The organism is Mycoplasma sp. 3398 (genome assembly GCF_053851555.1).
The window spans coordinates 40,903-53,971 of record NZ_JBSQAW010000005.1 but is presented as its reverse complement, the minus strand read 5'-3'; the positions used below and the strand labels follow the sequence as shown (position 1 = coordinate 53,971).

The window sequence follows — 13,069 nt, the reverse complement described above, 5'->3', positions numbered from 1 at the left end:
TCGAGCTTCGTTTGATGAATATAATAATAAGATTGGTACTAAAAACATAAATAATCAAAAAAAGGTTAGTGAAACTTATAAAGAGCTAACAAAGGCTAGAGAAAATTACAATTATGCCTTAAATAACTTTCAAGCCGCAAACATTTTAGTAGAGAGCAGAACCCAAAAATTTAATCAAGTAAAACAAGAATATATAGACCTATTTAAAGAAAAAGAAACATTAGAATCTAACAAAGCGAAACTTGAAGAAGTTCTAGAAATTACAAATAAAAAAGAACAAATTATGAACTCAGAAAATCTTAATAAGATTGACAGTGAATATAAAGATTTAAATAAACAAAAAGAAATGTTAATACAAAAATATCAAAATGCTAAAAATGAATTAGCTTCGTTGTTTAAGCAAAAAGAGTCGTTTAAACAGCAAATTATAGATATTCAAGCAAGTGTTGAAAATACGGATAAGGCAATTTCATTTTTGGCGACGGATGTATTATCAAAAGCAAAAATATTAGAGCATAAAATTAAGGAATTAGAACAAATAAAAAATAAGCTATCAGTTATTTAAAACTCTATAATAATTAATGAAGTTTATCAAAATGAAAACAAAAAATGTTTTAACAAAAAAATATCTTGTTATATTTCAAGATGTTTTTTTTGTTTTCTAAAACATAAAAAAATTATGATAAACATAGGAAATAAATCAATAGAATGCTTTCAATAAACAACTGCCTTCTTGATAGTAAAATCACTAGAAAAAGCTAAAAAGCGCCCTGTTTTAGACGATATTCGTTCATATATATATATATATATAGTATTATTTATATGGAACATTTAATAATGTTATATTTATTTATATATTGAAAGGATATTAAAAATATGAAATTCTGTGGAAAATGTAATAAGCATTTTGATGAATATGTTAAGTTTTGTCCAATTTGCAGCGCAAATCTTTCTAACAATTCTAATAAGCAAGTAAAGAATAATACACAAAACAATATTTTTGCGATTCTTGGATTGGTTTTTGCGTTTTTTATTCCTTTATTAGGTTTGGCTTTTAGTATTGTTGGTCTTGTACAATCTAAGAATCTTGGAGGATCTGGTAAAGGATTGGCGATAGGTGGTATTGTTGTTTCATTAATATTACCAATTTTAATTATTTCATTAATTTTTGGTCTCGCCTCACACGCAGCTGCTGCTGCTACTCTGCCTTTTTATAATATTTAATGAAAATTTTAAAATATTTGGATATTTGTCCAAATATTTTTAATTATTGTTTTGTAGTTTAAACTTGTTTTGGTTATAAAAACTTCTAAAAGCTTAAGTTGTAGCAAAAAAAAAAAAAAAAATTATTTTTTAAATTCTATAATAGATCCAGTTTCAAATATTTCGCCATCAATTTGCGAAAAATCATTGGTTATATTTTCGATTTTGATTTCATTGCCAAATATTTGCTCAACGTTTTTTATTGCAGTATGCATTCCTGAGTAGACTAGCATAAAAGCACCGAGAAGTTTTGTAATTGCTAAATCATGCACGACAATAACACATAATTTATCAGATAGTATATCAGCATTTGGAGCAATTTTCATTCCTCCGCCATAATAAGGCCCATTCATTACTGAAACAAGATTTATGTTATTAAAAAAATACTCTTTTTTATCAACAGTAATCTTTATGTTGTTTAATCTCTTATATTTTTTTAAACATTCAATTGTTGTTCGAAAAAAAGAACCCCTTGCACCTGACTTCTTTTTTTCATTAACAGTTTTAGCAATTAGAGCATCAATTCCAAAACCAGTTCCATTCAAGAAATATCTATATGTATTTCCTGACTTAATTATTGGCAATTTTTCAATAAACTCATTAATTTTGTAAAGATGTCGCGATTTTTTTTCTGGTTTATGGTGGATCTTAACATTTCGCACAAAATCATTTCCCGTACCCGCCTTATATGCATATATTTCTGGTTTAGCGCACGATTGTTTTAAAGTGTTAATAATGTGTGTTAGGGTACCATCACCACCAATGATTATAATTTTATCCTCGTTAGTAAGGCAATCTAGCAGGGAATTGTTATTATTGCTACTTGCTACATTGATAATTTTTAAGGAATCCTCGTTCATTATTTTGACGATTTTGGAAACAATATTGAATATTTTTGATTGATTTCTACCTGTTTTTGATAATGAGTTATATAAAACGTATAGCATGGAAGTATTATATAATAATATCATTAGAAAAAAGTATTAAAAATCCATTTTAAACTTATAATTATAAAAATATGACGAATCCTAAAATTAGAAACTTTGCAATAATTGCACATATTGACCATGGAAAAAGTACATTAGCAGATCGTATTTTGGAACAAACTAATACAATTACAATGCGTGAATCAAAACCTCAAATTCTAGATTCGATGGATCTGGAGCAGGAAAGAGGGATTACTATTAAATTAAATGCTGTTCAGATTAAATATAAGGATTATATTTTTCATTTGATCGATACACCTGGTCATGTTGATTTTACCTATGAAGTAAGTAGGAGTCTAGCAGCCTGTGAGGGGGCTATTTTATTGGTTGATGCAACACAAGGTATTCAAGCACAAACATTAGCTAACGTTTATTTAGCCATTGAAAATAATCTTGAGATAATACCGGTTATAAACAAGATTGACTTAATTAGTTCAGAACCAGAAAGAGTTAAGAAAGAAATTGAAAGTATAATTGGCATTGATGCAAGTGATGCGATTTTAATTTCAGCTAAAACAGGAAAGAATATCGATAATGTTATTGAAGCAATTATTGAAAGAATACCTGCCCCCAAAGAAGCTGATCCCAACAAGCCTCTTAAAGGTTTGATATTTGATAGTTATTTTGATAATTATCGAGGGGTTGTTATCTATACGCGTATTTTTAATGGCGAAGTAAAACCGGGTGATACCATTTACTTTATGCAAACCAAAAAATCATATATGGTTACAGAATTAGGTGTTAAGAATCCTTATGAAGAAAAAAGAGATAAACTTTCTGCCGGTGAAGTTGGTTGGATCACTGCATCAATTAGGGATGTTAAGGATGTCGCTGTTGGTGACACTATAACTTTGTTAGATAATCCTGTCGATTATCCTCTTGCTGGATATAAAAAAATGAAGCCTGTTGTTTATACTGGATTCTTTCCCGTTGATAACAGGGATTATAACGCCTTAAAGGACGCTTTAGAAAAAATTAGTCTTTCTGATTCTTCAATAATATGAGAACCCGAAACCTCAAAGGCCCTTGGATTTGGCTTTAGAATTGGTTTTCTTGGTCTATTACATATGGACGTTTTACAAGAAAGACTTGAAAGAGAATTTAATATTGATATATTAGCAACTGCCCCTTCTGTGGAATTTGTTGTTACTCTAACAAATGGTGAGGTTGAATATATTACCAATCCTTCATTATTTCCTGATCGTAGTTATATTAAAACTATTGAGGAACCATATATCCGAGCATCAATTATGTTAACTGAGGAATATATTGGATCTATTATGGAACTTTGTCAATCAAAAAGAGGGAAGTATATTAATATTGAGTATTTAGATGAAAAAAGAAGACGTTTAATATATGAACTTCCACTAAATGAAACTATATTCGATTTTTTTGATCTAATGAAAAGCTACTCAAAAGGTTATGCTTCTTTTGATTATGAACATATTGGCTTAAGAGAAAGTGATCTTGTTAAGGTAGATATAATGTTGAATGGGGAAAAAATTGACGCTTTAGCGCTAATTGCTCATCGTGATTTCGCATACAATAAAAGTCGTGAATTAGCCGAAAAACTTAAGGAGGTAGTACCAAGAAAAAATTTTGAAATTCCGATTCAGGCGGCGATTGGTGGTAAAATTATCGCAAGAGAAACAATTAAGGCTTATCGTAAGGACGTAACTGCTAAACTTTATGGTGGAGATGTTACAAGACGCCAAAAATTGCTAAAGAAGCAAAAAGAGGGTAAAAAAAGAATGAAACAGATTGGTAGTGTTGAGGTGCCACAAGAAGCTTTTTTAGCAATCTTAAAAACAGATAACAATAAAAAATAGGTCATGAGAAAGGACTACGCTTTATGGAATTAAAACCAATTATAACCAATAGTTCTCAAAGTAGCGATGTAGTTGCAAAATATTCTGAAATGTTAACTGTTAATAATATGTCAGGTGCAGAAATCAAGACAAAATCATTAAGTTCTAACATTAAAAAAACTCTCGACCCAGAAGGATTAATACCAAATGGAATATATAAGGTTTTCAGAGCTGAAAAATCATTAAAAAAGTTTAGCATATCAGCTTATTTATTTGTATTTTTTTTGGCATTAATATCTTGCTTATTATTTGCATTTGCGCCCTCATTATTTTCTAGTTATCTAAGCCAAGATATTAAATTAGTCCCATGAGGGTGATATGTTTCTCCAATCCTATTTGGATTAATATCGTTAGTCTTACTTATTTTGGATGTAATAGACCTGAATGCACTATCTAAGTCTGTCGATGATTATCGTGAAAAAATAAAACAAGGAATTAGTTTTGCTCCACCTTTTATTGCCTCATTGTATGAAAAACTTATGAGAAGACAAGTTAGAATTACATGATTTGTTGTTGCGATTTTATTTTATGTGGGTTTATTTACTCTTGCCTTTTGAGGCCTTAAGGATGCTCAGTGATGAATTTTGAACTTTAAAGATTGAATACACAAGGCTTTTTCTGACCCAAATTTAGTTATTTATATTCTTTGTGGAATAATGCTTGGGGTTTTACTTTTATTTATTATTGGAACAATCCAAAGAAAAAAAAGAATGGTTGATATTCAAGTTTTTTTTGGTAGTGACGTGATGAGCAATACAGAACTATCAAAAATAAGAGCAGAAGCACATAAGTTTTGAGCTAAAATTTTTTTTATAAGTGTGTTAGTGCTTTTAGTTATACCTATTATAATTTTATTAATTGTTAAAAGAATTATGAAGAGAGGAAGATAAAATATTATGCCTGTATGAGGAATCGTTTTATTAGTAATTTTACCTATCATATTTGGAATTGCTGGTGCTATTTTAGCTATTTTTATAACAAAGAAAAAATTTGAAAAGCAATTAAAAGAAAACCCACCAATCAATGAAAAGATGATTAGAGTTATGTTTCAACAAATGGGTCGCAAGGCTTCTGAAGCGCAAATTAGAAGCGTAATGCGTTCGATGAAACAAGCAAAATAGAGTGTGCCAAATAATGAGCACATTCTATTTTTATTATTTATTCATGCGTTATGAAATTTTTGTGTTTAATATGCATTATCGATATTTATTATTAAATATTTTTTTTGAATGCTATGAGTATAGTTACTAACAACAAGCTCAATATCAAACCGACATTTTTAAAATATGATAAGTTAGAATATTATTGATATAATTTAAGTTAAATGTAAATAACTTTGGAGGTATATTAGAATGACAAAAATGAAAGCATTTGTTGTGAGGGGGCCAAAGGATTGATCGATAACAGAAGTGGCTATTCCTAAACCCAAATATAAGGAAGTATTAATAAAAATGGAAACAAGTGGAATATGCCATACTGATTTGCATGCAGCTAATGCTGATTGATTAGTAGATCCAAAATATCCACTCATTCCTGGACATGAAGGGATCGGAATTGTTAGTGAACTTGGAGAAGGATGCACAAGACTTAAAGTTGGTGATCGTGTTGGTTTGGCTTGACTTCATGACACATGCGGTCATTGTGAGTTTTGTTTAACTGGAAGAGAAACTCTATGTCCTAACCAAAATATGACTGCTTATACAAAAGATGGCACATTTGCTGAATATGCTATTGGTCATGAGGATTATGTAGCAATTATTCCTGAAAAATTTGATATTGTTTCTGGCGCGCCAATTATTTGTGCTGGTGTTACAACATATAAGGCTTTAAAGAGAACTAACATTAAACCTAATAATTATGTAGCGGTTATTGGTGTTGGAGGATTAGGCCAACTTGCGATTCAATATGCAAATGCGATGGGATATAAGGCTATTGGAATAGATATTAGCGATGATAAGGTTGACTTAGCATTGAAGAGTAAGGCGGTTGCTGCCTTTAATTCACGAAAAGATCCTGATTTTATAAGCAAAATTATGCAGTTAACAAGCGGTGGAGTCCATGCTGTTATCAACACTTCAGTACATCCGACAGCAGCCGAACAAGGAATGGCAATATTACGGCGTGGTGGGCGTCAAGTTTTGGTGGGATTGCCGGCCAAGGATGCTATGGGAAAGGTTGATATTAATGTTTCTATTTTTTGAACTGTTCTGTTAGAAAAAGAATTGGTTGGTTCAATTGTAGGAACTAGACAAGATCTTAAAGAAGCCATTGAATATGCAGCTGAGGGAAAGGTAAAATCAGAAGTTACAAAAATTGTTAAACTTGAAGATGTTGAAGAAATTTTTGAAAAACTTGAAAAAGGCGAATTTCTCGGAAGAGCAGTTATTGATTTTAGAACAAAATAATTTTTTAAAAATATACCAAGTAGAATAATATAAGTCTCTAATACTACTCAATTAATATGAGTAGTATTTTTAAAAAATGAATATAAATGTTAAATTGTAACAAAAATGATCCATCTATTATATATAGTAAAATGTTATCGGTGATTTTATTATGTGCGAAATAGAATTAAACTATTTTCACTTAAATCCTTTCATAAAAAAATTCGGACCCTGAATATTTTTACCTCATTAAACTATATAAATTTTATTCATTTTTTCTTCTATTATTTTATTGATGTATTCGCTGAAAATTTGATATTCTGTATTTATAAATACAAAATGTTTTTTAGAGAAGTAATTAAGATTTTTAGCCAATATTTTTCCCAGTACTCCGTTATCTTGTAAATATTATTTACATTTTTAAAAAATAAATCATTTTTTAGCTTGACCGATCTTCTTCATCTTTCGAACTCTACTTTGCGACTTAAGCTGGCGTTTTTTCTATTATTCTGTATGAATTCGTAATCTCTTAGAATTGCAAAGCATATATCAATTTTTAGTTGTATTAATAAAAGGAATTTGTATTTGGTTTTATAAAATAAATTTCATTTAATTTTTTGTGATTTTGTAAAAAAATTCATATTGATCAAAACCTTAGAAATAAAAAGTCATCAATCATATGTCTATCAATTAAACACTTGTCAAATTGTTGCATATTTTTAATTTGTTTTAGTCTATACTTGAAAAATATTTTTTGGTTTTATACCCATTATTTTTCAAATCATTCATATAGTTTAGAAAAATGCTTGTATCAGTCAGTCTTTTGTCAATAATTTTAATACCGTGCTCATTTAGAAAAGGGCAATATTTTTTATAACAGTAGATTTTTTGCTTGCTCCCATTCCTGAAAATGTAATTCTTAATGTTGTTCTCCTTGAAGTTGCAAAATATAGATATAATGAAATTGAAAAATGGATAATGTTTATGATCAAAGCATCGAAATTTGGAAAGGCAACACCAGAGAAAAACGCAAAGCATATTATGCTTTTTAAACATCATACAATTTACGAATCTTTAAAACCTAACGCCATCATTGTTGAAGCGACTGCTGATATTGGATTGAATGTTGCTAACAGTATAGCAGACACTAATTTATATTTAAAATTTGAACCAAATTCTAAATAATTTATATTGAATATTTTTCCTAATATATTGTTGGTAAATGGGTTTGAAAAGTAAAATATTACAAAGAAAATTAAAAAATATAACGCAAATAATAGTGACGAATATAATGAACTTCTTGGCTCACTTATTTTGAAATTTTTCTTGATTTTTTTATTAATTAATATCGATATCAATATTGCTATATAAATGAATTATAGAATTCCATCAATGACTAAGCCATTTGCAAATGAAAAGAATGCGTATAAAATTGCATTGAGTATTTCGGTTAAATATACCGTTGTTTTTTTCTTTGCAAATCAATATATTGAAATAACTCCTAAAAACCCCGATAAGGCAACAAAAATATTTGTTATCTTTTTTATAATGAGATAAGAGAGCTCCATATAAATGTTTTGGTGTCAATATTAAATATTGAAAAAATAAAAAGAACCAGTACGATTATGATAAAAAAGAAATTTTAATTTTTCTTCTATTTTTAATAATTTGTTTCATTTATTTTAAAGGAGTAGGTGCTTAGATTGTTTAATATCTGTATATTGCGGTTAATAATTGTAGTTAAAAAATAATAATAAAAATACAAATACGCCTTAATTTAAGATGTATTTGTATTTTTTTATACTTAAACTGGGAAATAATTTTGAATATTTATATTGAATTTATTTGATTAGTTATTAGTCGAGTTTATCATTGGCTTTGAATAATTCATCATCTAATTTTTGAATTTTTCTTTCTTTTGCCATTTTGTTTAAAATATCAAGAACGTAATTTTTTTGTTGTAGGTTTGAAACTTGTGTTTTAATTCTATTTGATAATTCTCTACAGAAATCATCTAAGCTAATTGTAATATAAGAATTTTCTAATATTGTTATAAATAGATTACGCAATTCATATGGATGGATATCAAAAATTGATCTTTTTGTTTCTTTTGAAAAGCTTTCCCTAAATTTAAAATTGAAATCAGGGAAAGAAGGAACTATGAATAGGTATTCATCTTTGCTACCCAGTCCATATGCTAATTTGCTTGCTAACATTTTAACACCATTTGTTAAACGATCTTCGCGTAGCAATTTTTTAACGATACCTTCATAAGTTTTATAAGGCAATGCACCTGCAACTGAAAATAGTTGAGCAATAATAAGACTTCTTTCTCCTTGATATGATTTTAAAAATTTTAAACTATTCATTTCAATAAATTTATCTAGATCAGGGAATGCTGGGAAAGTTGCTTGTTCATTTTCGTGTTCATTTAGTTCTATTGTGAATGATTTTGTCATTTCTTCGTTGTCTTCTGATTCGTCAGCCGAATTAGTGTTGTTATATAATTCTTGCAATTTATTTAAAATAATGTTAACTTGTGCATCGGGGTTTTTGAATCAGTCGGTTGATCAAATTCTGTGAATATTTCAACCTCTTGCTTCTAACACTTCCTGTCTTAATCTATCACGATCACGTGTTGTTTTTGAAGAGTGATAGGTTGCTCCATCGCATTCTATTCCTAGAATATATTTGTTTGGATTATTTTTATGAACTACTGCTAAATCAATTCTAAATCCTGATGATCCGACTTGTGTTTTTAAAGTCAAACCTTGTTCAGTAAGTTTATCATAAACTTGTTGTTCGAAAAGTGATTCAACACCTCCGCTCGTTTCTTTTAAATCTTCTAAGGCGTTTATTCCGAATTCAGCGTTTTTAATGAATTTTTCAAGAAGTTTAACCCCTCTTTGTTCACTTCTGAATCAATTAACTTCGTGACTTTTGAATGATGATATAAGAATTAAACCTTTTTTGGCACGAGATATTGCAACATTAAGTCTTTTATATCCGGATTCGCTGTTATTTATTGCTCCAAAGTTTACACTAACTTCACCGTTTGCGTTCCTTTTATTATCTAGCAAGAATAATATGATATCTCTTTCATCACCTTGAACTGTTTCAATGTTTTTAACAAAAAATGCATCTTCTCTATCTTCATCAAAATAAAATTTTAAATGTGGATTATCATGAATGAATTTATCCATTTCTCTTTCAAATTGATTTAAGATTTCGGCGTTAAATACAACAACACCGATTGAATATTTGTTTTGATACTTTTCAATAATGTCCTTTATTGTTTTCTTTGCTTCTTCAAATAATGTGTTTGTTTCGTCAATATATTTATTTGGTTTTGCGTAAAGGAATCTTAATCCTTCGATATCATTAGGTTGTTTAGAGTTAGGGAATGTTATTAAGTCTTTATAAATTTCTTTATTTGATGTATAAATTAATTCTTCAAATTTTGAACGGTAGTGTCATTTTAGTCTAATTGAGTTAAGGCTAGCTTCAGCTAAATTTAAAAGTGAATCATAGCCATCTGAAAAGTTATCTGTTGAATCCTCGACTTCAAGAAAACCTTCTTCATTTTCTGCTGATGAAAAGAAGTTTGATGGAGGCATTTGTTCCTTATCCCCAACGACTATAACTTGTTTAGCTCTAAATAATGAACTTATAGCACTTTCTGGTCTAATTTGAGATGCCTCGTCAAATATAACTGTATCGAATGTATAGTCAACATCTTTAAAGAAGTTACTTACTGTTAGAGGAGAAAGCATTAAACAAGGTTTTATATTTAAAATAAGTTCAAGCGCTTTTTCAAAAAACTTCTTAAAAGGCATAATGGCACGAGTTTTACTGCTTTCTTTTTTAAGCAACATATACTGACTATTAGCAGCGGCGAAGAATAAACTAGATTTAATTCTTTTATCATTTTCTAAAATAATTTTATCTCTTGCCAAAGTATTAGCTTCTTTGTCTTTTTCTTTAAATACATTTACACATTGATTTAGTAAAACTGTATCTGCATTTGAAATTTCAGTTTGAATAATAGTTTCTGTTAGTTTTTCATAGAATTTTCTAAGATAAATGTTTTCAAAATTGCTATCTATATTGTTTGAAATAATGGCTTCAATGAAAGAACTTTGACCTAAATTGGCAAGCCTATTTTTTGCGCTAATGAAACTTATGTAGCTAGTTATTGAATCCATATTTGTCAATAATGTTATTGTTTTAGATAGAAAATCATCTAGTGATACTGTTTTAAAATTTACAATATTATTGTCGAATAAGGAACCAAGAAATTCAATATTTTCACATAGTGTGTTTAAATTATTTATATTTGTCTTTATTGATTCTTTGTTTTGATTATAAGTTTTTACATACGCATTGAATATTGTTAGGATATCATTATTATTTTGTTTAATAAACTCAAGACTGGTTAAAACTTCATTAACTTTATCAATATTGAAGTTGTCTAAATTTAGATTTATTTTGTTTATTAGTTCATTAAATTTTGTGTCCAATTCTTTTATTTCAGCGAATTTTTTAGCCTCATCAAGGATTCTTAATTTTCACAGATTTTCAGGTTCATATACATTTTGTTTTTTGAAATAACTTCTGTATTGTCTTCACATTTTTGAAAAAACCCTAAAAGGGTTAAATTTGTTTTTGTTAAGTGTTGAATAAACTTCTATAGCATCATTAGTTTCAAAAAATTCTAAATTCTTTCAAATTTTAGATTGGGTTTCGTATTTAGTGGTTTTGTCATTGAACACACTAATAATTTCTTTTAAATTTATTATTTCTAAATCAACACCGCCATTTAAATAGTTTGAAATATCCTTGAAGTTATTATTTTCAATGAAGTTTGCAACAAATTTTATATTTAAAGTATGTTTAGAAAATTCATTATAAAAGTCGTTTGGTTGTGCAAAAATATTCAAGTTTTTGATTCAAGTAGCAATATTTTTTGAATGATCTTTTAAGAAAAATAGTTTTTCCTCAATCTCATCTTTTTCTTTAAATTTAATTGTATCCTTTAATAAACCGTACCATGGATGTTGTTTAAAATTAAAATCTATGTTCTTCAGTGAATGTTCAAATGACTGAATTGTATTCTTAATATTTTCAAAATCTTCACCATTAATAGACATTATATTATTAATACTGAATCTTATGTTTGGGAAGTCATTTAATGAAAAATATTTACCAATATATTCGTAAAGATTTTTGTATTGAGGTTCTCTTTTTCTTAATAAGATTTCTCCATATTTTTCTAAAAAATCTTTGCTTCTTTGATAGTTAGAAATCAATGTTTGAATATTGTTGTCATCGATTTCATATAATCTTGCCTCTTCGATTGATTTATTAATATCTCTTAATATTTCTTTTTTATCGACTTTTGTGTCGTGAATAGGCATTGCATACTTTTCCAATTTAATTTTTTTAAGGTTGTTGAAAACGACTTGAAGAGCAGCATTTTTTTCAGCAACAAAAAGAATCTTTTTACCTCTTGTTATAAGTTCGGTAATAATATTTGTAATTGTTTGGGATTTACCTGTTCCGGGAGGTCCTTGTAAGATGAAACTTTTTCCTTCAATGGCATTTTGAATGGCGATTTCTTGTGAAGAATCTGAGTTAAGAATTTTATATTGATTTTGAATATCAATCTTTTGGTTTATATTTGTTTCATTAATATTAGATATATCTGTTGCATCGTCAATTTCAGCGCTGATCATTCTTTTGAAAAATTCACTCTCAGATATTTTCTCAATATTTTGTTCAATATCTTTGTAGATGTATATATTACTAAAATCAAATGTAGATAAAAAAATATCTTTTGTAATTTCTCATCTTTTATCGCTAATTTGGCCTAGAATTTTTTCAGCATATTCATCAAACATTTCATTGGCATTATTATTTGAAGGTTCAAATGTAAAGTCAGCATTAAAACTATTTTTCATTTTACGTACTAATGTTTCATTTTGAATAAAATCATTTTCCGCTTTTCTTGTAATTCTTCAACCTGATGTATTGCTATCTTTTTTAATTTCTACTGGATAGAATAATAAAGGAGCGTAATTTGGCTCATATGAAGTTGTTGACTCGTATCACTTCACTAAACCAAATGTCATATAAGCAATATCAATTGAATATTCCTCTCTAAAAGTTCTTGCCTTTTTCTCAATTTTCTTAATTGTTTCTAAAAATATAGACTCACCAAATTCTGGATAAAGTTGATTTTTCTTGATAGTTGTTTGTTGCTCAATATCTTCTAAATTATGTGAATATAAAGCTTCATATCCGTATTGGCTTTCTGTATATTTTCTAACTTGGTCATAAATCGCCAATGGGAATACTTCTTTTTCAGTGTTATTGAACAATTCTAGTAATGAATAAAAGTCAGGATAAACTATTTTTAATTTATTGGGAATGGTCTTTTTTAAAGAGATACCAATATTTAAGGATTTGTTTCTTAAAGTTAAGTCAAGTAATTTCGTTTTTCAATGATTAATATTTTTTATTAGTTTTTCTTTTTTGATATTATCGATCATGTCTCTTAATCCCATTT

The 13,069-nt window shown here is 28.1% G+C and carries 10 protein-coding genes; 8 read left to right on the top strand and 2 right to left on the bottom strand.

The annotated features are described in order from the left end of the window. Window positions 1-565: hypothetical protein (locus tag ACWXVK_RS02210; protein WP_456017112.1), on the top strand; the 565-nt coding region annotated here is incomplete at its 5' end. A gap of 311 nt (window positions 566-876) precedes the next feature. Continuing rightward, window positions 877-1,224, top strand: coding sequence for a hypothetical protein (locus tag ACWXVK_RS02205; RefSeq protein ID WP_444704818.1), 348 nt, complete (start codon window positions 877-879; stop codon window positions 1,222-1,224). A gap of 122 nt (window positions 1,225-1,346) precedes the next feature. On the opposite strand, the gene ACWXVK_RS02200 is transcribed toward ACWXVK_RS02205, so the two are convergent. Beyond that, the gene (locus tag ACWXVK_RS02200) at window positions 1,347-2,210 is read right to left on the bottom strand and encodes a diacylglycerol kinase family protein (RefSeq protein WP_456017111.1); all 864 of its coding nucleotides are present in this window, start codon (window positions 2,208-2,210) and stop codon (window positions 1,347-1,349) included. Window positions 2,211-2,281: 71 nt separating this feature from the next. On the opposite strand from ACWXVK_RS02200, the gene lepA reads away from it, so the two are divergent. The 6 genes from lepA to ACWXVK_RS02170 all read left to right on the top strand — a co-directional run bounded on the left by lepA (window position 2,282) and on the right by ACWXVK_RS02170 (window position 8,058). Further along, entirely contained in the window at window positions 2,282-4,078 is a 1,797-nt protein-coding gene (lepA, locus tag ACWXVK_RS02195; protein WP_438340365.1) for a translation elongation factor 4, read from the top strand. A gap of 23 nt (window positions 4,079-4,101) precedes the next feature. Continuing rightward, window positions 4,102-5,007, top strand: a complete 906-nt coding sequence (locus ACWXVK_RS02190; protein ID WP_456013587.1) for an MSC_0882 family membrane protein — start codon at window positions 4,102-4,104, stop codon at window positions 5,005-5,007. A gap of 6 nt (window positions 5,008-5,013) precedes the next feature. Beyond that, complete coding sequence (locus ACWXVK_RS02185) at window positions 5,014-5,238, top strand: YneF family protein (RefSeq protein WP_438340363.1); 225 nt, start codon at window positions 5,014-5,016, stop codon at window positions 5,236-5,238. Between the two features lie 231 nt (window positions 5,239-5,469). Next, the gene (gene adhP / locus ACWXVK_RS02180) at window positions 5,470-6,522 is read left to right on the top strand and encodes an alcohol dehydrogenase AdhP (RefSeq protein WP_456017109.1); all 1,053 of its coding nucleotides are present in this window, start codon (window positions 5,470-5,472) and stop codon (window positions 6,520-6,522) included. Between the two features lie 867 nt (window positions 6,523-7,389). Continuing rightward, entirely contained in the window at window positions 7,390-7,686 is a 297-nt protein-coding gene (locus tag ACWXVK_RS02175) for a hypothetical protein (RefSeq protein WP_456017108.1), read from the top strand. Window positions 7,687-7,872: 186 nt separating this feature from the next. Further along, a complete protein-coding gene (locus ACWXVK_RS02170) occupies window positions 7,873-8,058 on the top strand; it encodes a hypothetical protein (protein WP_456017107.1) in 186 nt (61 codons plus the stop codon). A gap of 299 nt (window positions 8,059-8,357) precedes the next feature. On the opposite strand, the gene ACWXVK_RS02165 is transcribed toward ACWXVK_RS02170, so the two are convergent. Then, window positions 8,358-13,052 (bottom strand): DUF4011 domain-containing protein, encoded by a 4,695-nt coding sequence (locus tag ACWXVK_RS02165; RefSeq protein ID WP_456017106.1) that lies wholly within the window; start codon window positions 13,050-13,052, stop codon window positions 8,358-8,360. Between the last annotated feature and the right edge of the window lie 17 nt (window positions 13,053-13,069).